The sequence below is a fragment of the Bacillus sp. FSL K6-3200 genome (assembly GCF_038630485.1).
In the GTDB taxonomy this organism is placed as follows: Bacteria; Bacillota; Bacilli; order Bacillales; family Bacillaceae; genus Bacillus; species Bacillus safensis.
This window is the reverse complement of record NZ_CP152032.1, coordinates 199,902-220,172: the sequence shown is the minus strand read 5'-3', so window position 1 is coordinate 220,172 and position 20,271 is coordinate 199,902. Positions and strand designations below refer to the sequence as shown.

Here is a 20,271-nt window from a genome sequence, read left to right as displayed (position 1 = left end):
CTTGCATGGCAAGATAGTGTATGGTAAGATGAAGCTATCTTGTGATGCAAGGTACTGGAATCGGAGGAACAATCATGACAACATCCACACAAATGCTAAAAGGAATTTTAGAAGGCTGCCTGCTGTCGATTATTTCTGAGGGCGAAATTTATGGGTATGAAATGACGAAGAAGCTCGCGCATTATGGGTTTGATCAAATAAGTGAAGGCAGTATCTATCCGATTTTGCTGCGTATGCAAAAGGAACAGCTGGTGACCACCGTCACAAAAGCGTCAGCAAGCGGACCGAAAAGGAAATACTATTCGCTCACACAAGCGGGTGAACAAGCACTCACAGAGTTTATTGCCCGCTGGGATGAGCTTTCAAAAAATGTAAACCGCTTATTACAAAAAGGGAAGTGAGATTATGGTATCAAAAGAAACAAGACACATTCTACTAGAGCTGAAACTCTATCTCATATCAAAGGGGAAAAATGAGGACGAAATTGATGAGCTGATGGATGAACTGACAACACATGCAGTTGAAGCTGAAAAAGACGGGAAAACAGGTGAGGATGTGTTCGGCGGAGATCCGCGGAGCTATGCTGATGAACTGGCACAAGAGCTGTCAGGAAATCATAAAGACTGGGTGCCGTTCGTCAGTGCTTTCTTAATTGGATCGCTTTTTTACATGATTTTAGCAGATGCAATCAGCCAAAACTTATCGTATTCTTGGTTTGCTTTGATTGGATATCCGCTCGTTTTAGTGGTCAATGTCATCATGATCATTGTGATGTTTAGAGCGTCCGCCTTTCAAACAAGCAGCCGGGTATTTCTCTACTTTTGGATGTTAGGAATCTTTCAGCTGACAGCGATGGTCACAATCAAACTATTGGATCAAAAGGTCGGCACACCACTACTTGTCCTTACTTCTGGCCAGAGGTGGGGCGTCATTCTGCTCATGCTGCTATGCATTGTTGTATTCAATGCAATCTTAAAGGCGAATGTCGTTTCGTTCATTCCGATCATCTTTTTCGGACCGCAGCTCATATTCGAATGGATTGGCTGGACGTCACCAAGTGTGATTTTGCTGCAAAGTCTGCTATCTATTGTGATTTTGATAGGGCTTATACTCATTGTCCTGCGCCGGACAAATAAGAAAAATGAAAATACGAATGTAAACTGAGCACATCCTATCCGATGTGCTTTTCTTTTTCTAAAAAAATGTAGAAATGGAATTGTATTTTTCATTACAATGGGGAGAGGACAAAAATGAAAAGGGGTTCTGTTTTTGGATATCGTATGGGGATATGTACTCGTTTTTGTATTGGCTGCTTTGCCTTTTTTTGAAGTGATTGGTGTCGTTCCATTCGCAATCTTAAGCGGGCTGCATCCTGTGACAACGGCTGTGATTGGATTCATCGGCAACTTTTTGACAGTCTTGCTTCTCATTGTGTTCGTGGACCGGTTTAAAGCATGGTGGTTTAAGAGAAAAGAAGAGAAAGGTGATGAAAAGAAAGAGAAAAAGCAGCTGCGGGCGAGAAAAATTTGGGAAAGATACGGTCTGCCTGGATTAGCGCTCATTGGTCCTTTTATCATCGGCAGTCATTTAGCGGCCTTGATGTGCATGAGCTTCGGAACGAAAAGAAAGCAAGTCGCGGTGTGGATGACCGTCAGTTTAATGATGTGGACAGCGCTGGCTGCTAGTTTAACCGGTGCGGGCTTCCATTACTTTGCCCCAGATTCAAATGGGTTGTTCGGAGATATTTTTAGCAAGTAAAAAAGGGGGGATCATCAATGACTTATCAAACAAGGACAGTGCTTGAAACAGAGCGCCTGAAACTGAGAACGATGAATGAACATGATGCGTCATTTTTATATGACGAGCTATTCCAAGATGAAGAAGTGATGAAGTATTATCCTTCCTTGAAGGATGAACAGCAGACAAAAGAGTGGATTGCATGGAATCAAAAAAATGACCGCATGTACCACACCTCTCTATGGATCATTGAAAATAAAGAAACAAATGAACGACTTGGACAAAGCGGAATTGTTCTGCAAAACATCGAAGGACAAACGGAGCTTGAGATCGGCTATATGCTAAAGAAAGCGGCGTGGGGGAATGGCTATGCTGCTGAAGCCGCAAAAGGCTGCCTTACCTATGGATTTGAAGAAATGAAGGTCAGACGGATGGTCAGCTTAATTCGTCCTGAGAATGAAGCGTCAGTGAAGGTCGCTTTAAAAATGGGCATGAAAAAAGAAAAAACCATTTCAAAATGGGACCAAATCATTGATGTATACAGCATCACACGTAATGGAGAAAACGGCTCGCTTACCGAATAAGCAGAGCCGTTTTTTCTTTTATTCACGCTGTTCTAACTGAAGCAAATATTTCTTCCGTTCAATCCCCCCGCCGTAGCCGCCAAGCTCACCACTTGTTTGAATCACGCGGTGGCAGGGAATGATAATCGCCAATTGATTGGCACCATTTGCATTACCAACGGCACGAACCAAATGCGGATCGCCAAGTTTCGTGGCTAGATCTCGATAGGATCTCGTTTCTCCTGCTGGAATGCGTGAGAGCTGGTCCCATACCTTCATTTGAAAAGGGGTGCCATGTAACGAAAGTGGTACAGTAAATTTGGTCAGCTTTTTCTCAAAATATAAGGCCAATTCCTTTGCTAATTGCTGATGAACGTTTGTTTCTCCAACTAAAATGCGGGCATGATGTTTCTTTCTTAATGTTTCAATTTCTTTTTCGAGCCCCCGCCTGTCCATAAATTCCAGTAAATACACATGTGTGGTATCTGTTACGCTGATCATCCGCCCGATCGGGGTGGAAATAAAATTAGCATAGAGAATGTGAATCTGTGCTTTTTTAGGTGGATTTCCCATGATTTTCGTAAATGCATCATTGAAGGCGCTTGAAGATTCATAGCCGAAGGTGACCTGCTGATCGATCACTTTTTTTCCGTTTAAAATTTCTTTAAAGGCAAGTCCCATTCGGCGTGATCTTGCATATTGAACAAAGGTCATGCCGTAAATGTCTTTAAATTTTCTTCGAGCTGTGACAGAGTGAATTCCTAATTGGCGAAAGTCCTCTTCCTTCCAGCGTTTCTCAGGATTTTTTTCTACTGCTGAAACGAGTGTTTTGACTTCTTCAGGAATGCTGTTAGGGTATGTTAACGGTGTGCAGCGTTTGCATGGGCGATACCCAGCGAGCAGGGCTTCCTCCGCTGTAAAGACGAACTCACAGTTTTCATATTTTGGCTTTCTAGCCGTACATGTGGCATGACAAAAGATACCGGTTGTCTTAATACAGGCAAAAAATGTGCCGTCATATTGCGGATTCTTGTCAACAAGTGCTTGATAAAATTCATGTTTTTGTTCATCGGTCATCATCATATGAATCCACCTCTTGATTTTCTATAAAATGTTTTTAGCATTGTTTGGAGTAGAACGGATGATCTGTACATGCATCATCCTATAGTTGAACGTTCATCACATCAATCTTATTTCATTATATCAGCGGTGTGATTGTTGCCGCACCTGTGCTTTAAGGAATACGGAATAGATTCTTCTCCCTCGTATAACAAGCAAGCATCATCAACATGTCAATCTCCTCCATTTTTCACTTCCTGTTTTAGTTCATATACTTTAGCTGCTTCTGTTTCATTTCTTCATAAAATGCTTCGACTTCTTGTTCGTAAAGAATGGTCTCCATGTCCTTGTATTTCCGCTTAATCGTCAATGTAATAAAAAATAAATGAATGGTCATATACGCTCGTTTCCCTTCAGTTCGCAGCCCGCAGATCTTCTTTATCAGATGACCTGTTTCTAACCCTTAGTATACGGAGGTCCCATAAAAGTTCTTTCGAAAAATGAACAAGTATATTTGCGTGTGGCAAGCAAAGCGGTAGACCGGTATTTCGGGGTGTGATACAATTTTGACACAGAATCTGATAGTCAGATCTGCTTATCATGAATTGGTTTTCTAGGGTTCCGTGCGGGTGGCGCAGTCTGGACCGAGAGAAAACACATAGGGTCTAGACAATTGACCGTATGGACACGGAGGGACAAAAGCCCGGGAGATTTGATCAAACGATCGATTTCCGGGCTTTTTTTGTTGGTTGGAATCGTTCAGAAAGGAAGGGATTAGATGAAATGGGGAAATGTCTTTATTGCGGCGATCTTTGAAGTCGGCTGGGTGATGGGGTTGAAATATGCTGACTCTTTATTGGAGTGGGCCGCAACCATCGTTTGTATTGTCGTCAGCTTTTATTTACTCCTGAAAGCCACGACTGTACTGCCAGTTGGCACTCTTTATGCCGTTTTCACCGGACTTGGGACGGCAGGTACTGTCATAGTAGGTATGGTACTGGGAGAGCCAGTACAGCTAGTGAAATTACTTCTAATCATGGTGCTTTTAAGCGGTGTATTAGGGCTCAAACTGACCACAGGTGAAAAGAAAGGAGAGACTGAATCATGAGCTGGCTTTTGCTCATTGGGGCCGGCATTTTAGAAATGCTTTGTGTCACCATGATGAATCAATTCCAGAAAGATCGACATATTAAATGGATTTTATTCATTGCAGCTGGATTTTCGCTGTCCTTTCTCATGCTCTCTCTTGCGATGAATACAATTCCGATGGGAACGGCATACGCCATTTGGACTGGCATTGGAGCTGCTGGAGGAGCCATTGTCGGCATGCTGTTTTACGGTGAGTCGAAGGACGCAAAACGTATTTTCTTTATCGCACTGATTTTATCTGCGGCGGTCGGGTTAAAAATCATTGAATAAGAAAAGGCTGGCATCACTCTGCCAGCCTCAGCATGTAGACAAACCCTCGCATTCTTTGTCAGGCCTGTGCGCCGGTACTCACGAATGTCAAATTCGCTCCGCTCCGGTGCTCGCCCTTCCTAGGGCTGCAAAGGTTTTCTATCACGCTGAAAAAGTAGGAAAAGGGCTAAAATAAAAATCATTTTAGCCCTTTTTTGTTACATCGAATGATGGTTGGAATCGTTTTCATTTTTGCGGTACAGCTGACTCACTAGAAGAAAACAGACACCAAATGTGAGCAAAGGAATGAGTCTCTCACCGGCCATAAAAAGATAAATACCTGTGATCAGACATACGATGCCGAGCCAAAAGCTCACTTTACCAAACAAAGTCATGCTTTTCATCTCCATCACTCCTTTTGTGATAAAAGGTCTACTCATATTATATCATGCCAGGTGCTAAATTGAATGAATATTCAATAAAAAATGGGCTCTTCATTGCTTTTTCTCTTTCCAGTCCAGTATAATATTTCATTAGAATGAAAACGTAAATGAGGTCATGATACATGAGAACATTGATTACAGAGAAACTTGAATTACACAGAAAAAAGCATGAGCAAAAAGGCAGATTGCTTGTCAGCTGCCCAGATCAGCCTGGTATTGTATCAGCTGTTTCTTCCTTTTTATTTGAGCACGGAGCGAACATTATTGAATCCAGCCAATACACAACCGATCATGAAAGCGGCCGGTTCTTTTTAAGAATTGAATTTGATTGGAAAGACATCTCGGCGAATATGGATCAATTGAGAAACAGCTTTGAGCCAATCGCAGCATCATTTCAAATGACGTGGAGCATGTCACGTGCAAGTGAGCTTAAAAAGCTGGCAATCTTTGTGTCAAAAGAGCTTCATTGTCTGCATGAGCTTCTATGGGAATGGCAAAGCGGAAATTTAATGGCTGAAATCGCAGTTGTGATCAGCAATCATGAAACGGCAAAAGATACAGTAGAAGCACTTGGAATCCCATTCCATTTTGTAAAGGCGAACAAAGACATTCGCAAAGAAGCTGAAAAAGAGCAGCTCGCCCTATTAGAAGAGTACGACATTGATGCCGTTGTGCTTGCTAGATACATGCAAATTTTAACGCCTGGATTTATTGAAGAGCATCCGAACAAAATCATTAATATTCATCACTCCTTCCTGCCGGCGTTTATTGGTGCAAACCCATACAAGCGGGCATATGAGCGGGGAGTCAAATTAATTGGTGCGACTTCTCATTATGTCACCAATGATTTAGACGAAGGACCGATCATTGAACAGGATATTGAGCGTGTAGATCACCGGGATGATGCGGAAGCACTAAAAAATATTGGTCGGACAATTGAGCGCAGTGTGCTTGCACGTGCTGTCAAATGGCACCTGGAAGATCGCGTTATTGTTCATGAGAATAAAACGATTGTCTTTAATTGACCGCTTGACTTTTCTTTAGCAATTGGTGATAATATAAAAAAATTAACGAGCGTTGAAAAGGAATAGTAAGCAGGAACTGGTGCGTAAAGAGAGCAAATGATGTGCTGAAACATTTGCCGCAGACAGCTGCTGAACCTGCCCTTTGAGCCTTAGAGGAAAAATCTAAGCGCGTGCCTGGCGTTACAGGAGTTGAGTGGAATAAGCAGATCGCATGCTTATTCAATGAAGGTGGTACCACGGAAAATCCCTTTTCGTCCTTTACATAAGGAGAAAAAGGGATTTTTTTGTGCCTAAAGGTATAGCGGAGGGAATCAAGGATGAAAAAGCAAAGGATCGTCATAAAAATTGGCAGCAGTTCATTAACCGAGCAAAAAGGAGCCATTGATGAACAAAAGATGCAGGATCATGTAAGAGCGATAGCAAAGCTTAAAGAAGCAGGGCATGAAATCATTTTAATTTCGTCAGGAGCCGTTGCAGCGGGATTTGGCAGCTTAGGCTATCCATCAAGACCTGTGACCTTAAAGGGGAAACAGGCAGCTGCCGCCGTTGGACAGGGCTTGTTAATGCAGAAATATACAGAGCTTTTTTCACAGTTTCACATGACACCTGCTCAAATGCTTTTAACACGTAATGACTTTTCAGATCGAACAAGATATCGAAATGCTTACGCAACGATGATGGAGCTGCTGGAAAGAAAGATTTTGCCGATCATAAACGAAAATGATTCAGTCTCGATCGAGGAGCTTACCTTTGGGGATAATGACATGCTGTCGGCACTTGTTAGTGGATTAATCCATGCAGACCAATTGATCATATTAACAGACATCAATGGAATTTATGATGCAAATCCAAATGAGCATCCTGAGGCGAAGCGGTTTGATATATTAACCCACATTTCAGAAGAATTGTTTTCATATGCGAAGAGCACTGGTTCAAAGGTTGGAACAGGCGGAATGAAATCGAAGCTGTCTGCTGCACAAACGGCATTATCACTTGGCGTGAAAGTCTTCATTGGAACAGGCACTGGGGAAGACAAGCTGCTTCGCATTCTTGCGGGGCAAGGTGACGGAACGTATATCGGTGAACAGGACTTATCAGCTGTGAACAATCGTCGACAATGGATTCAATTCCACTCACCAGTCTCTGGAAAAATCATGATTGATGCAGGAGCAGAAGCGGCGATTTTGCATAATGGCAGAAGCCTTCTTCCGGCAGGAGTCATTGATGTCGCTGGTGACTTTTCTAAAGGAGAGGTCGTAGAAGTCGTCGGTCCAAACGGATTAGTTGGTAAGGGGCAAACCTTGTACGCATCCGATGAGCTTCTCGGCATTAAAGGGATGCGAAGTGACGAGCTTTCAAAAGAGAAGCCTGAGGTCATACACCGGGATCACTGGGTACAGCATGTACAAAACTGAGGAGGGAATACGATGAATGAAGTTCTTGAAAAAGCAAAAAAAGCAAGTGCAGCCAAAGATCAGCTGCTCCTAAAAACGACAGAACAAAAAAATGCTGCCCTGCACGCCATTGCCAGTGCTCTAAAAGCATCTTCAGCTTATTTAATGGAGGAGAACCAAAAGGATGTTCAGGCTGCTGAGGAAAAGCAGTATACGCCATCTGTCATTGACCGGATTACACTTACGAAAGAGAGAATTGAAGCCATTGCAGACGCGACCCTTCAACTCATTCAGCTAAAAGATCCAATTGGTGAAACGTTAGAAACCATTCAAAAAGAAAACGGTCTGTTCATCGAAAAGGTCCGTGTACCGCTTGGAACGGTTGGAATGATTTATGAAGCAAGACCAAACGTGACAGTCGATGCTGCGACCCTTTGCTTGAAAACTGGGAATGCTGTTATTCTGCGCGGAAGCTCATCTGCTATTCATAGTAATAAAGCGATTGTAAAGGTGATTCATGAAGCGCTTCATACGACAGATATTCCAGTAGACAGTGTGCAATTGATTGAAGATACAAGCCGTGAAACGGCGAAAACGCTGTTCACCTTAAATGAATATCTGGATGTCCTCATTCCGCGCGGCGGGAAGAATTTAATTGATCTTGTAGTGAGAGAGTCAACTGTGCCAGTGCTTGAGACAGGCGCAGGAAATTGTCATATCTACATTGATGAAACAGCGAAAAACGAAATGGCTGAGCGGATTGTGCTGAATGCCAAAACCCAAAGACCATCTGTTTGTAATGCGATCGAGAGCATTGTCATTCATGAAACTTGGGCAAAAACATATGGCTCTTCGTTATTTGAAGCCCTTCAATCAAATGGGGTAGAGATACGCGGGGATGAAGCGGTTTGCGCGCTTGCCCCTAGTGCTGCATTAGCGACAGCAGAGGACTATGCAACGGAGTTTTTAGCACCGATTGTCAGTATTAAAATTGTAGAAAACATTGAAGAAGCGATTCAGCATATTCAGACATATAGCTCCAAGCACTCTGAAGCAATCATTACGGAAAATGATGAGCATGCAGCCCTTTTCTTAATAGCTGTGGATGCAGCCGCTGTCTATCATAATGCTTCTACTCGTTTTACAGATGGTTTTGAATTTGGTTATGGAGCGGAAATAGGTATTAGTACACAAAAACTTCATGCAAGAGGGCCAATGGGGCTGCCAGCCTTAACGTCAGAAAAATTTGTCATTCGTGGTCAAGGACAAATAAGAGAATAACGAATTCAAAAGAGAGTCTTGTGACAACAGGCTCTCTTTTTCCTTTCATTTTTGTATTTCTTCGGTCAAGTATGATAAAATATGGTAATGTTTTATATTTTGAGAAGATTGGAGAAGGCAACGTATGGCGAAAATCATTCCCTCTTCGGATATTGGAGTGAAAATCAACAAGTGGTATGAATTAATCCGCAGATTTGATTCCGAACAAGCAGAACAGTTAAAGCAGGAAATTCGCACCTCTCTTGATTCAATGGAAGAAGATCAGAATTTGCTTCTCTATTTTTCTTTAATGGAATTTAGGCATGAGGTCATGCTCGATTATTTAAAGCCATTAAAGGAAGGAAAGCTTCGCGCCAACTTTTCCGAGCTTTCGAAAGAAATAGATGAGCATCAAACGCATGTCACAGGCATGCTTGAATACTACTATCATTTTTTCAGAGGCATGTATGAATTCGGACGTAGGGAGTACATTGCTGCCATATCGTCTTATCAAAAGGCAGAGCACAAGCTATCTTTTGTATCAGATGATATTGAACGTGCGGAATTTCATTTTAAAATGTCAGAAATATATTACCACATGAAACAAACACATATCTCGATGCACCACGCTAAACTAGCGCTGGATGTTTATGTTCAGCATGAACTGTATGCGCTTCGCACCATTCAGTGTGAATTTATTGTGGCCGGTAACTATGATGATATGAGAAGGCATGAAAAAGCATTACCACATCTCGAAAGAGCACTTGCGAGATCAAGAGAGTTTCAGAATGTGCGTTTTATTGCCTCCTCTTTGTTTAATATGGGCAACAGTTATTACCGAATGGGAGACTTGGGCCGCGCACTCGAATTAATGAAAGAATCCATCTCGTTATTTGATCAAAATCAATCCGATCATCTTCGTCGTTCTATAGACCCTCTTTATACAGCCGCTCAGATATTATACAAACAAGGAAAACACGAAGAAGCATTACACTACAGAGAAGAATGTATGAAGCGAGCAGAAGCTCTTCAAGATGACATTCATATTCAGAAAACCATATTTCTAGAAGCATTGTATTTAAGACAAGATGCTGAGCATATCAAACGGATTTTTCATTTTTTAGAATCTTCCTATGCATATCCAGATATAGAGGAGCTGGCATTAGATACCGCGAAGTATTATAATGAAATGGAGGATTATGAAAAATCTTCCATGTTCTATAGGGAAGCGGAACATGCTCGAATCTATATTCAGAGAGGGGATTGTTTATATGAATTTTAAAAAATGGGCAGTCGTCTGTACAAGCATCACCATCATGGCATTGTGGCTGGCAGGAGCAAATGCCGACCCCGATAACAGAAACCACACGCTAGAACAACCAAATCCGCAGCATGATATCATCTAAAAGCCCTTGTTAAAGGGCTTTTTTTACTGCCTAAACACAATTCTACGGGACATGCTCATAAAAAGGAAACGAAGAGGAAAACTTAAAAAAGAGTATTTATTGATTGACTCTGCAATTTAAATTGTGTACAATTCAATTGTAGAAAATATTATTGGAGAGAAAGAGGGTTATATTCATGTCAGACGTTTTATTTACAGCAACGGTATCAGCTGTCGGAGGAAGAGAAGGAAAGGTTGTTTCAACAGATGGTGTACTTGAGCATGATGTAGCAATGCCTGGAACACCAAGAGCAAAAAAACTTGAAAAAGCAACAAACCCAGAGCAATTATTCGCAGCAGGCTACTCTGCATGTTTTGATTCAGCCCTTCAAATGGTAGCTAGACAAGAACGTATTCGTTTTGAAAGTGAAGTTACAGCACATGTCAGCTTATTAAAAGACAGTTCAGATGGCGGCTTCAAACTAGGCGTTCAATTAGAAGTAAAAGGAACTGGAATTGAGCAGTCAGCATTAGAAGAACTTGTTCATAAAGCACACGGCGTTTGCCCATATTCAAAAGCAACTCAAGGAAACATCGAAGTAGAATTAGTAGCTGTCGCAAAATAATAAACATCATAAAAGGCTGAGGGAATGTTCCCTCAGCCTTTTGGTTGTGTTAAATTTTGCAAAAGTTCATGTAAAGAGGCGCGCAGTGTTTTTAGCTCTTCTTCCGATCTGCCTGTCCCAGACAGCATGTGAGACGGAATCACAGTGGCCTTCTCTTTCAGCTGTTCTCCGTATTCCGTTAAACGAATTTGCACAGACCGCTCATCCTCTTTCGAACGTTCGCGGATAATGAGTCCGTTTTGTTCCATCCGTTTCAGCATGGGTGTGAGTGTACCGGAGTCTAAATAGAGAAGCTCTCCCATCGTTTTCACATTTAATGTTCCATGCTCCCACAATAAAAGCAGTGCCAGATATTGCGGATACGTAATGTTTAATTCCTCTAATAACGGTTTATACTGCTTCGTCATCTCTCGTGAACTTGCATATAACAAGAAACAAAGCTGATTTTCCAGCTTCATATGTTCAAATTCATTTGTCATGTCAGTCACCAACTATTTTTTGTCATACTTATCATTGTATAAGATTTTCTTCCTTTTTAAAATAAATACAGACGAAAAATGAAAAATTCTTCAATGTGCGATAAATGTTTGAGAAAGGAATAGAACGTGAAAAGGATGAATAGATGAAGGAGGAGATGAAGATGAAACCATTATTCACAGCAAAAGTAAAGGCCCAGCATGGAAGAGCTGGACATGTTCGTTCAGATGATGGTGTGCTCGATCATAACATTGTCATGCCTAACGCAAAGAAAGATGGAGAGACTGGTACAAGCCCAGAGCAATTATTTGCAGCAGGCTATGCAGCTTGTTTCGGAGGAGCACTTGAGCAGGTAGCGAAGAAGCAAGGGATAGAAATAGAATCGGAAGTAGAAGGACATGTCAGTCTTTTAAAAGATGAAAGCGACGGCGGCTTTAAGCTTGGCGTAAAGCTGATTGTGTCTGCGAAAGGTCATGATCATGATAAAGTGAAAGAGCTTGTCCATGCTGCACATGAATTCTGTCCATATTCAAAAGCAACAAGAGGGAACATTGAAGTAGAGCTTGAAGTGGCGGAGTAATAGTAGAAGACAAAGGGCTAAAATAAAGATCATTTTAGCCCTTTGTCAACAATCAGCAACACCTGCTTACGAGCAGGTGTCTTTTTTAATATTCTTTCTTTTTATCGTATGCTTCCCATGCTTCAAATGGCGCAAGGGTTTTTTGAGGTGTCAGCTTGTAAAATGGTATATTTCTTGATTCGTACTCTTTGTTGATTTCTTCATAAATAAACGAGTCATCAAAACCAGAATCCGCTGCATCCTGATGGCCAGCAGCAAAATACACAGCTTTTGGTCTAGCCCAGTAAATAGCGCCAAGGCACATCGGACAAGGCTCGCAGCTTGTATATAGAGTGCAATCTTCTAATTGATATGTATGTAGAGTTTGGCACGCTTTGCGAATGGCTGTGACTTCTGCATGTGCGGTTGGATCGTTACTTGTTGTCACATTGTTGCTGCCCTCTGCAATAATCTGACCATCCTTGACAATAACTGCTCCAAAAGGGCCGCCAGTACCACTATTGACTCCTTCTACTGCAAGATCAATTGCGCGTTGTAAAAAATCTTCGTGATTCATTGTCTTCCTCCCTTTGTTCGACTGACTTCTCTAGTATAAACGAATCATGCTAGAAATGAAATCATCATAGTAGAAGATCGAACAGGCCAATTTACGCATAAAAAACCCCTGCCGCGTTCAGCAGGGGAGAGACATTCAATTAAGCGTGCTGCGCCAGCTTTTTACGAGCGACTTCAGCAGCTGTGACCATGTTTTTCAAAGCAGCAATGGTTTCAGGCTCTTGTCTAGTTTTTAGACCACAATCCGGATTCACCCAGAAGCGATCTGTCGGACAAACGTTCAGCGCATCATCAATGATTTCGCTCATTTCTTCAACAGATGGAACGCGCGGGCTATGGATGTCATAAACGCCTAGTCCAAGTCCTTTCAAATACGGGTGCTTTTCTAAGTAATCGAGGAATCCGCCATGACTGCGTGAATGTTCAATTGTAATCACGTCAGCATCCAAGTCTTCGATTGTATCGACAATATCCTCGAAGTTACTGTAGCACATATGTGTATGAATTTGTGTGTCATTTTGAACGGATGATGTGGATAAACGGAATGACTCTGCTGCCCAGTTTAAATATTCTGCCCAATCACTTTCTTTGAGCGGAAGTCCTTCTCTTAGCGCAGGCTCATCGACTTGGATGACTTGAATACCTGCTGCCTCTAACGCTTCTACCTCTTTACGCAAAGCGAAAGCGATTTGGAATGCAATGTCTTTGCGAGAGATATCCGTTCTTGGGAAAGACCAGTTTAAGATGGTAACAGGTCCTGTCAGCATTCCCTTGACTTTTTTCTCTGTTAAACTTTGTGCGTAAACCGTCTCTTTCACTGTCATTGGTTCTGTAAACTCTACATCTCCATAAATGATTGGCGGCTTCACGCAGCGTGATCCATAGGATTGTACCCAAGCAAATTTTGTAAAGGCAAATCCGGCTAGCTTTTCACCGAAGTATTCAACCATGTCCGTACGTTCAAATTCTCCATGTACGAGCACATCCAGACCAATTTCTTCTTGAATATCGATCCATCGTTTTGTTTCTTTCTTAATAAATTCATCATACTCTGCATCTGTCCACTCATTTTTGCGCCACTTTTGACGAGCACTGCGCACTTCGGCAGACTGCGGGAAGCTGCCAATCGTTGTTGTTGGAAGAAGCGGCAGCTCAAGAGATTCGTTTTGGATACGCAGGCGTTCTTCAAAGGCTACTGGGCGTTTAAAATCCTTTGATGAAAGATTGTTGCGTTCCGCTGTTAGATCCGCATTTGTTCCTTTTGCAAACTCTTTTAAGGTAAGAAGTGCTTGTGCTGCTTCGTTAATGTCAGCATCAATGGCAGCTGCTCCTTTTGTTAAACCTTCTTTTAGCAGTGTCAATTCAGCCAGTTTTTCAGTGGCATAAGACAGTCCGTTTAATAGTTTTTCTTCAAGCTGTTCGCTTGGGTGTTTGGCAACTGGCACATGAAGTAAGCTGCTTGATGGCTGCAGCCACACTTCTTTCGGCTGAACGTCAGCAATGACTTCAGAAATAAAGGATAATCTTTCGCCGAGATCTGATCTCCAAATATTTCTTCCATCAATGACGCCTGCTGCTAAAATTTTATCTTTCGGGAAGCCGTGCTTTTTCACTTGATCAAGGTTGCGCCCTTGATCATGGACAAAATCAAGACCGATTGCTTCAACAGGATAGGTGACAAGCTCTTCATATGCATCTACTGAATCAAAGTATGTTTGAAGAAGAATGTTCAAGCCAGGTACGGCTTCTTTGATCGTTTCATAGATTTCTTTTACGGATTTTACGTCTTCACTTGAAGCTGTGACAAGTGCAGGTTCATCAATTTGAACCCATTTGACGCCGGCTTCTTCAAGTTCTTTTAAAAGCTGAGTATAAAGCGGCACTAGACGCTGCTGGATTTCTTTCACTTCATTTGCTTCATAACCTTTAGAAAGTGAGACAAATGTATAAAGACCAAGTACAACCGGTTTTGTTTCAACACCAAACGCCTTTTTCACCTTTTCGTAAGCTTCAAGCGGTTTGTTGTGTGTGAGTTTAAATTCTGTGCTTTTTTCGTATTCTGGAACGATGTAGTGATAGTTTGTATTAAACCATTTTGTCATTTCACTTGAGACGGCATCTTTTGTTCCCCTTGCCATCGCGAAGTATGTATCTAGCGGGTCTTTTAAGCTGCGGAAGCGCTCTGGAATCCAATTGAACATAACAGCGGTATCCAGCACGTGATCATAGAAGGTAAAGTCTCCAGAAGGTACAATATCAATTTGTTGATCGATTTGTGTTTTAATGGCAGTTAAAAATTGTTCATCCAGTGTGCTTAAGAGGGTTTCGCGGTCTGTTTGACCTTTCCAGTAAGACTCAAGTGCTTTTTTCCATTCTCTGTTTAAACCAATTCGCGGAAAGCCTAGATTACTTGTTTTAACAATTGTCAATTCCAATTCCTCCTCTAAATATAAAAAGACATTTACGCTCATGATCAGATTGATGAGGTAAATGTCTGGTTTAAAAGACAAAATGTGTGTGCGAAATAAGGCGTGAGTATTACTAACGCTTTTCCGACATCTCCTATCAACCGTAGGGGGTTTGATGTGATAGAGCGGCTGGTATCCTGGCTGGTGAATCTGCAAGCTTTTCATCCTTCCCATCCTGATGACAGTGGATTCATGAGAAAAGCTCTCCTCACTCACAGTGGCGGGACCGCGCCGGATTTTCACCGGTCTTCCCAATTAAAATTCGACGTGTGATCGAATTACCGACTCTCAAACTATGAATTTATTGTGTTCGATTATATAACGTTCACTTCATTTCGTCAAAGTAAATTTTGAATAATTTTAATTAAAAAAATCCTGAGAAAATTCTATCTTTTCTCAGGACCTCTATTTAATCTATAGAGATAAAAGATCTGCTTCCAATGTTTTTTCTAAAAGGACATCAGGCGCAGTTAAATATAAAAATCCATTCCCTACAAGGGCTTTCGACTGCTTTAATGGTAAGGTTCTTCTGACAAGCTGAGCATAGACCTCAGGCTCTGTCAGTTTGCGCTGGAACGCTTCTTCTTCAGCATTTTTGATAATGGCTAGTGCACCGCTTACGTGAGGGGCAGCCATTGAAGTCCCTGTGAGTTTGCCATATTTATGGTTAGGGAGGGTGGATAAAATGTCTTCTCCTGGAGCAACGAGGTCGATTTCTTTATTGGCATTAGAAAATTCAGAGGATTCTCTTGCAAGGGAAACAGACCCGACGGCAATGACTTCATTATATGCTGCTGGGTAGGAGAACTCTTCCGTACGCTCGTCTCCGTCCCCTTCATTTCCTGCTGCGCACACAACAAGCACACCGCTTTTAACCGCATTTTGAATGGCTTCCTGCAGGGCAGGCTCATTGCTTGGACCACCGAGAGACATGGAGATAATATCAACTTTCTGCTCTGCGGCATAGTTGATACCATCAATGATCCACTCATATTTTCCGCTGCCATTTTCACCGCCGAGAACTTTTACAATGAGCAGCTTGGCTTCAGGGGCAACCCCTGAAATTCCGCCATTTTGATCTGTTGCAGCAATCGTTCCTGCTACATGGGTACCATGTCCATTGTAGTCTTTTACATTTTCAGCATCTCCATCGTCATCATCGGTAAAGTTCTTCCCTCCGATAATCTGATCTTTTAAGTCGGGATGCTCTGTGTCACAGCCTGTATCAAGGACAGCAATGGTTATGCCTTTTCCTTTGAAGCCACTTGACCAAAGTTCGGGTGCTTTAATCTCCTGAATACTTTCCGGCGTCTCTTTCGCTTCCATCACATTGGCTTTTACTTCATACGGAATTAAGCGAATTTCACCTTTCATAAGAAAGCCCTCCTTATTTTGTTTTCAAAGTAGATTCAGGCTGCGTAATGTTATTGTATAAAAGAAACTTTTGATCGGAAAGGGTCAATTGTAATAATTTTTCAAATAATCAATCTATTATCAAAAGTGCAGTTCTCCTCACTTATTGACGAAAGAGCTCACCTTTTGAAGAAAACTCTTGATATCATATGAAAAAGAAGGAAATGCTGCATAGTGAGGTTGCACCAATACAGATGAAAATGGGTGAATAGAACTAAAAGAGGCAGACTAAAAAATAATGAAATCAATTAACAAAGGAGAAGAAGGCCCAAACCAAATGTTTTTTTTCAAAAATAATTCCCTCCATAAAAAAATAGATGTGAAGGTTGTGACTGTTCCAAATGAGAAAGGCAACATATAATAATGGAAAGACAAGCTTGCCTTTCAGATAGGAGAGATAGAGATGAACAAAGGGAAGATACTCGTAGTCGAAGATGAAAAGAAAATCGCAAGGGTGCTGTCACTTGAACTTGAATATGAAGGATATGAGGTGACAGTCAAAGAGACAGGAATGGACGGACTTCAGGCTCTTGAAGAAGACAGCTTCGATTTGGTGCTGCTTGACGTCATGCTTCCAGAGTTAAGCGGGCTTGAAGTGCTGAGAAGGGTTCGAAAGACAAATACAGCGACACCTATTATTTTGATTACAGCAAGGGGAAGTGTTCCTGATAAGGTAAGCGGGCTCGATCTTGGGGCGAATGATTATATAACAAAACCTTTTGACATAGAAGAATTATTAGCGCGAATTCGCGCGCAGCTAAGATTGAATATACATGCACAAGAAGAAAAGGAGACAGAGCTGAGCATAGCAGATTTAACGGTCAACGAGAAAACAAGAGAAATACAAAGGGCTGGGCAAATGCTTGAACTCACGCCGAGAGAATATGATCTGCTCGTTCACCTGCTGAACCATCAGCAGCAAGTGCTCACAAGAGATCAGCTTTTAACAGCGGTTTGGGGTTTTGATTATTTCGGTGATACAAATGTGGTAGATGTCTATATCCGTTATTTAAGGAAAAAAATCGATTACCCATTCGAAAAACAGCTGATTCACACAGTGAGAGGTGTGGGTTATGTGATGAAAGGATAAAGAATGAGATTAAAAAATAAGATTCAGCTTTATACGTCGTTGTCTTTGTTTTTAATGGTGCTCTTGTTTCATACAGCCATTTATTTTATTTTTTCGATGACCTTGACCACGCAAAAAGATATGTCCCGCTTGTCTGAGGTGGCTGAAAATATTGCCATTGCTTTAAAAAAATCAGAAGAGGAGGGTCTTCCATCCTCGGAGCTGCTGAAGGCGTACCTGCCTCAAAATGGCATGATCCGTGTCGTGACAGAAACGGGAGAGTCAAAACTGACTGTCACAAAGGAATCAACGTTTAGTTCACTGCCTTTTACATACGAATCTGGCCAGACGGCAGAAATCAAAGAATACAATAAGCATATGATTGCGTTTGCTGCTATTCCGGTTATCTGGACAAATGGTGAGATTATGTCGCTTCAAGTATATGAAGAAATCGAAAATACGGAAGAGAACTTAGCGTTATTAAAAATGATTTTAATCGCTACTGGCGTTTTATTTATTGTGCTTTCCTATTTTGCAGGCCACGTTTTAACAAAGCAAATTGTCCGGCCGATTAGCAGAATGACGAATACCATGAAGGCAAGTATGAAAGAGAAGGCGTTTAAACGAATTGAATTAACAGGCGATTCAAAGGATGAACTATATCAAATGGGACAAACCTTTAATGAAATGTCCGAGATTCTCGAGAAGCATTATGAAAAAGAACAGCAATTTTTGCATGATGCCTCTCATGAATTGAAGACACCGATTACCGTCATTATGAGCTACAGCAATTTATTAAAACGCTGGGGGCAAACGCGTCCAGAGGTTGTAGAAGAATCTTCCCAAGCGATTCATGATGAAGCGAAAAAAATGAAAAGACTGACAGATCAATTACTGACATTGGCGAAAAACGGTCAGCCGTTATACTTGGAAATGAAGCCGGTTGATCTTGGTCATTTGTGCAAGCAGCTATGTCATACACTTGAAGTGGCCACCAATCGAACGATTCAATCCCATGTGCAGACAGATCAGCCGCTGATCGCAGAAGGAGACGAAGAGAAAATCAAACAGCTTTTGACCATCTTAATTGATAATGCGGTCAAATATAGTAGAGAGCCAGTTGATGTGACTTGCGGATGGGCAGGAGACAAGCCATTTATTTCAGTGATTGATCAAGGAATTGGCATAAAAGAAGAGGATCTGCCGAAAATCTTTGACCGCTTTTTCCGTGTGGATGAAGCGAGAAACAGTGAGACGGGTGGAACCGGACTCGGTCTTTCAATTGCGAAGCAAATTGCAGAAGAACATGGGGCCGAGCTGAAGGTAGACAGCCGTATCGGCGAAGGGACAGCCATGACCATTCTTTTTCAGAAATAAATGGGTCTTTTCTCATCAATTTCTCATTTCCTCCTTATAAAATAGGAAATAGGAAGGAGGCGCTGCATGTCTAGAAAAACGAAAATGGTGCTTGCGCTCGCAGGATGTTTTGTGATTCTTGCAGCCTTTGCGATGCTCATGATCCAAACCATTGATCAAAAAATATTAAGTGAAGCAGAAATGAAAAAAATGATCTCAAAAGACTACAATGGAAACATTACACATATTGATTTAATCAATCATAAACAGGACTATACATTGACGCTGGAAAATGCAAATGGCATCTATCAAATCATTGCATCTTCTGCAAGCGGCCAAATGAAAGAAATTAGACAGTTAAAAAGCTATCAGAAGCCGAATGAAAAAAATGCTGAGCTCCAGGCAGAAGAGGCGGCTGTTAAAAAGGTGAGCGGAACCGTCATTCAAAAGAAAGAGACGTCAGATCGTTTTATTTTTACCATCCAATCAAAAAAAGAATTATATCAAGTCGATGTCGACAAACAATCATTTAAGGTGCTTGAAGCAGAAAAGAAAAAACCAACCTCTAAAGAAAAGAAGCTCACGAAAATCACCGTCGAGGAAGCCATCCAAATTGCCGTCAAAGAAGTTGGCGGAACAGTGGATGATGCTGATCTTGAAACATTCAGCGGCATGCTCGTATTTGAGGTGGAGCTGGATTTACCTGACGGCAGAGAGGCAGAGGTGCTTGTGAACGCCTATACAGGAGACATTGAGGGCATTACGTACGAAAATTAATCTTTTTCTCATGATATTCTCATGTATCTTTCCTTTCTTTATCATCTTGTTTTTTTAAGATATAGAAGAAATCAAACAGAGGAGGAAATGAACATGATGAAAAAAGTACTAGTAGCTACAGCATTAACGGGAACTCTTGTCGCAGGTGGTTTCACACTTCAAGCGCAAAATACAAATCAAACAGCAAACGCCGAGCAAGTGGTGCAAAAGAAATCGTCATTTGTTTCAAAGAAGCAAGCTGAAAAAGCAGCCTTAAAAGTGGTGAAAGGCTATGTGGATGATGTGGATCTTGAGCGTAAAAAAGGAAAATGGGTGTATGAGGTCGAGATTAAAAAAGGCGGCTTTGAATATAAAGTATATGTCGATGCAAAAACTGGAAAAGCGCTGAATGATCCAGTCAAAGAAAAGAAACAGAATGTGAAGATCACGAAAAAACAGGCTGAAAAAATTGCTCTTGCAAAAGTAAAAGGCACAGTCACTGATTCTGATCTAGATAAAGAAAATGGTGTGTACATTTACGAGATTGAAATCACAACACCAGGCGGCGAGGAAGTTGATTTTGAGATTTCCGCTAAAACAGGCAAAATCCTGAAACAAGAATGGGATGATTAAGCCATGACCAAACCTTACACTTTCATGTGTAAGGTTTTTTCATTGGGACAAACTACGGGAAAGGAGGCGAGAGAA

At 41.6% G+C, this 20,271-nt stretch carries 24 protein-coding genes, 2 riboswitches and 1 other annotated feature; of the genes, 17 read left to right on the top strand and 7 right to left on the bottom strand.

Annotation, left to right across the window (positions count from 1 at the left end):
* Nucleotides 1-74: 74 nt before the first annotated feature.
* The 4 genes from MHI60_RS01155 to MHI60_RS01140 all read left to right on the top strand — a co-directional run bounded on the left by MHI60_RS01155 (nucleotide 75) and on the right by MHI60_RS01140 (nucleotide 2,321).
* On the top strand, nucleotides 75-401 hold the full coding sequence (locus MHI60_RS01155; RefSeq protein ID WP_095408294.1) for a PadR family transcriptional regulator: 327 nt from the start codon (nucleotides 75-77) through the stop codon (nucleotides 399-401).
* A 4-nt stretch (nucleotides 402-405) separates the two neighbouring features.
* Nucleotides 406-1,164, top strand: a complete 759-nt coding sequence (locus MHI60_RS01150) for a hypothetical protein (protein WP_144470278.1) — start codon at nucleotides 406-408, stop codon at nucleotides 1,162-1,164.
* Nucleotides 1,165-1,269: 105 nt separating this feature from the next.
* Nucleotides 1,270-1,758, top strand: coding sequence for a small multi-drug export protein (locus MHI60_RS01145; protein ID WP_095408296.1), 489 nt, complete (start codon nucleotides 1,270-1,272; stop codon nucleotides 1,756-1,758).
* Between the two features lie 17 nt (nucleotides 1,759-1,775).
* Nucleotides 1,776-2,321: a GNAT family N-acetyltransferase gene (locus tag MHI60_RS01140; RefSeq protein WP_144485081.1), complete on the top strand. Its 546-nt coding sequence runs from the start codon at nucleotides 1,776-1,778 to the stop codon at nucleotides 2,319-2,321.
* An 18-nt stretch (nucleotides 2,322-2,339) separates the two neighbouring features.
* Here the strand turns inward: MHI60_RS01140 and MHI60_RS01135 are convergent, their stop codons facing one another.
* Complete coding sequence (locus tag MHI60_RS01135) at nucleotides 2,340-3,383, bottom strand: trifunctional transcriptional activator/DNA repair protein Ada/methylated-DNA--[protein]-cysteine S-methyltransferase (protein WP_144485083.1); 1,044 nt, start codon at nucleotides 3,381-3,383, stop codon at nucleotides 2,340-2,342.
* A 238-nt stretch (nucleotides 3,384-3,621) separates the two neighbouring features.
* A complete protein-coding gene (locus MHI60_RS01130) occupies nucleotides 3,622-3,756 on the bottom strand; it encodes a YrzI family small protein (protein WP_107163548.1) in 135 nt (44 codons plus the stop codon).
* A 205-nt stretch (nucleotides 3,757-3,961) separates the two neighbouring features.
* Nucleotides 3,962-4,071, top strand: a riboswitch (guanidine-I (ykkC/yxkD leader).
* 66 nt (nucleotides 4,072-4,137) lie between these two features.
* On the opposite strand from MHI60_RS01130, the gene MHI60_RS01125 reads away from it, so the two are divergent.
* Both MHI60_RS01125 and MHI60_RS01120 read left to right on the top strand, forming a co-directional pair.
* On the top strand, nucleotides 4,138-4,467 hold the full coding sequence (locus MHI60_RS01125; protein ID WP_024426806.1) for a multidrug efflux SMR transporter: 330 nt from the start codon (nucleotides 4,138-4,140) through the stop codon (nucleotides 4,465-4,467).
* The gene (locus MHI60_RS01120) at nucleotides 4,464-4,778 is read left to right on the top strand and encodes a multidrug efflux SMR transporter (protein ID WP_144485085.1); all 315 of its coding nucleotides are present in this window, start codon (nucleotides 4,464-4,466) and stop codon (nucleotides 4,776-4,778) included. Before MHI60_RS01125 ends, MHI60_RS01120 begins: the two co-directional genes overlap by 4 nt.
* 197 nt (nucleotides 4,779-4,975) lie before the next feature.
* Here the strand turns inward: MHI60_RS01120 and MHI60_RS01115 are convergent, their stop codons facing one another.
* The gene (locus MHI60_RS01115; protein WP_024424637.1) at nucleotides 4,976-5,161 is read right to left on the bottom strand and encodes a hypothetical protein; all 186 of its coding nucleotides are present in this window, start codon (nucleotides 5,159-5,161) and stop codon (nucleotides 4,976-4,978) included.
* A 161-nt stretch (nucleotides 5,162-5,322) separates the two neighbouring features.
* On the opposite strand from MHI60_RS01115, the gene purU reads away from it, so the two are divergent.
* The 6 genes from purU (at nucleotide 5,323) to MHI60_RS01085 (ending at nucleotide 10,889) form a co-directional block, all read left to right on the top strand.
* Complete coding sequence (purU, locus tag MHI60_RS01110; RefSeq protein ID WP_095408301.1) at nucleotides 5,323-6,225, top strand: formyltetrahydrofolate deformylase; 903 nt, start codon at nucleotides 5,323-5,325, stop codon at nucleotides 6,223-6,225.
* Between the two features lie 43 nt (nucleotides 6,226-6,268).
* Nucleotides 6,269-6,487, top strand: a binding site (T-box leader).
* A 55-nt stretch (nucleotides 6,488-6,542) separates the two neighbouring features.
* Entirely contained in the window at nucleotides 6,543-7,640 is a 1,098-nt protein-coding gene (gene proB / locus MHI60_RS01105; protein WP_095408302.1) for a glutamate 5-kinase, read from the top strand.
* Nucleotides 7,641-7,652: 12 nt separating this feature from the next.
* The gene (locus MHI60_RS01100) at nucleotides 7,653-8,900 is read left to right on the top strand and encodes a glutamate-5-semialdehyde dehydrogenase (RefSeq protein WP_144485087.1); all 1,248 of its coding nucleotides are present in this window, start codon (nucleotides 7,653-7,655) and stop codon (nucleotides 8,898-8,900) included.
* Nucleotides 8,901-9,024: 124 nt separating this feature from the next.
* Nucleotides 9,025-10,161 carry a Rap family tetratricopeptide repeat protein gene (locus MHI60_RS01095; protein WP_095408304.1) on the top strand — a complete coding sequence of 379 codons (1,137 nt, stop codon included), beginning with the start codon at nucleotides 9,025-9,027 and terminating at the stop codon, nucleotides 10,159-10,161.
* Nucleotides 10,151-10,285, top strand: a complete 135-nt coding sequence (locus tag MHI60_RS01090; protein WP_111291289.1) for a phosphatase — start codon at nucleotides 10,151-10,153, stop codon at nucleotides 10,283-10,285. The genes MHI60_RS01095 and MHI60_RS01090 overlap by 11 nt, the downstream gene beginning before the upstream one ends.
* Nucleotides 10,286-10,460: 175 nt before the next feature.
* Nucleotides 10,461-10,889 carry an organic hydroperoxide resistance protein gene (locus tag MHI60_RS01085; RefSeq protein WP_095408306.1) on the top strand — a complete coding sequence of 143 codons (429 nt, stop codon included), beginning with the start codon at nucleotides 10,461-10,463 and terminating at the stop codon, nucleotides 10,887-10,889.
* A gap of 32 nt (nucleotides 10,890-10,921) precedes the next feature.
* On the opposite strand, the gene MHI60_RS01080 is transcribed toward MHI60_RS01085, so the two are convergent.
* Entirely contained in the window at nucleotides 10,922-11,368 is a 447-nt protein-coding gene (locus MHI60_RS01080; protein WP_048238662.1) for a MarR family transcriptional regulator, read from the bottom strand.
* 161 nt (nucleotides 11,369-11,529) lie between these two features.
* On the opposite strand from MHI60_RS01080, the gene MHI60_RS01075 reads away from it, so the two are divergent.
* Nucleotides 11,530-11,946: an organic hydroperoxide resistance protein gene (locus MHI60_RS01075; RefSeq protein ID WP_144485089.1), complete on the top strand. Its 417-nt coding sequence runs from the start codon at nucleotides 11,530-11,532 to the stop codon at nucleotides 11,944-11,946.
* 85 nt (nucleotides 11,947-12,031) lie between these two features.
* Here MHI60_RS01075 and MHI60_RS01070 read toward each other — a convergent pair whose 3' ends face one another.
* The 3 genes from MHI60_RS01070 to MHI60_RS01060 form a co-directional block, all read right to left on the bottom strand.
* On the bottom strand, nucleotides 12,032-12,502 hold the full coding sequence (locus tag MHI60_RS01070) for a nucleoside deaminase (RefSeq protein ID WP_095408308.1): 471 nt from the start codon (nucleotides 12,500-12,502) through the stop codon (nucleotides 12,032-12,034).
* A 139-nt stretch (nucleotides 12,503-12,641) separates the two neighbouring features.
* Nucleotides 12,642-14,930, bottom strand: coding sequence for a 5-methyltetrahydropteroyltriglutamate--homocysteine S-methyltransferase (metE, locus tag MHI60_RS01065; protein WP_095408309.1), 2,289 nt, complete (start codon nucleotides 14,928-14,930; stop codon nucleotides 12,642-12,644).
* 148 nt (nucleotides 14,931-15,078) lie between these two features.
* A riboswitch (cobalamin riboswitch) is annotated at nucleotides 15,079-15,270 on the bottom strand.
* Nucleotides 15,271-15,383: 113 nt separating this feature from the next.
* Nucleotides 15,384-16,343 (bottom strand): S8 family peptidase, encoded by a 960-nt coding sequence (locus tag MHI60_RS01060; RefSeq protein WP_144470286.1) that lies wholly within the window; start codon nucleotides 16,341-16,343, stop codon nucleotides 15,384-15,386.
* Between the two features lie 442 nt (nucleotides 16,344-16,785).
* On the opposite strand from MHI60_RS01060, the gene MHI60_RS01055 reads away from it, so the two are divergent.
* From MHI60_RS01055 to MHI60_RS01040, 4 genes are all read left to right on the top strand, one after another.
* Nucleotides 16,786-17,472, top strand: coding sequence for a response regulator transcription factor (locus tag MHI60_RS01055; protein ID WP_034281512.1), 687 nt, complete (start codon nucleotides 16,786-16,788; stop codon nucleotides 17,470-17,472).
* A gap of 3 nt (nucleotides 17,473-17,475) precedes the next feature.
* A complete protein-coding gene (locus MHI60_RS01050; RefSeq protein WP_342502663.1) occupies nucleotides 17,476-18,828 on the top strand; it encodes an ATP-binding protein in 1,353 nt (450 codons plus the stop codon).
* A gap of 66 nt (nucleotides 18,829-18,894) precedes the next feature.
* Nucleotides 18,895-19,584 (top strand): PepSY domain-containing protein, encoded by a 690-nt coding sequence (locus MHI60_RS01045; protein WP_048238678.1) that lies wholly within the window; start codon nucleotides 18,895-18,897, stop codon nucleotides 19,582-19,584.
* A 93-nt stretch (nucleotides 19,585-19,677) separates the two neighbouring features.
* Nucleotides 19,678-20,196 (top strand): PepSY domain-containing protein, encoded by a 519-nt coding sequence (locus MHI60_RS01040; protein ID WP_048238680.1) that lies wholly within the window; start codon nucleotides 19,678-19,680, stop codon nucleotides 20,194-20,196.
* The last annotated feature ends 75 nt before the right edge of the window (nucleotides 20,197-20,271 follow it).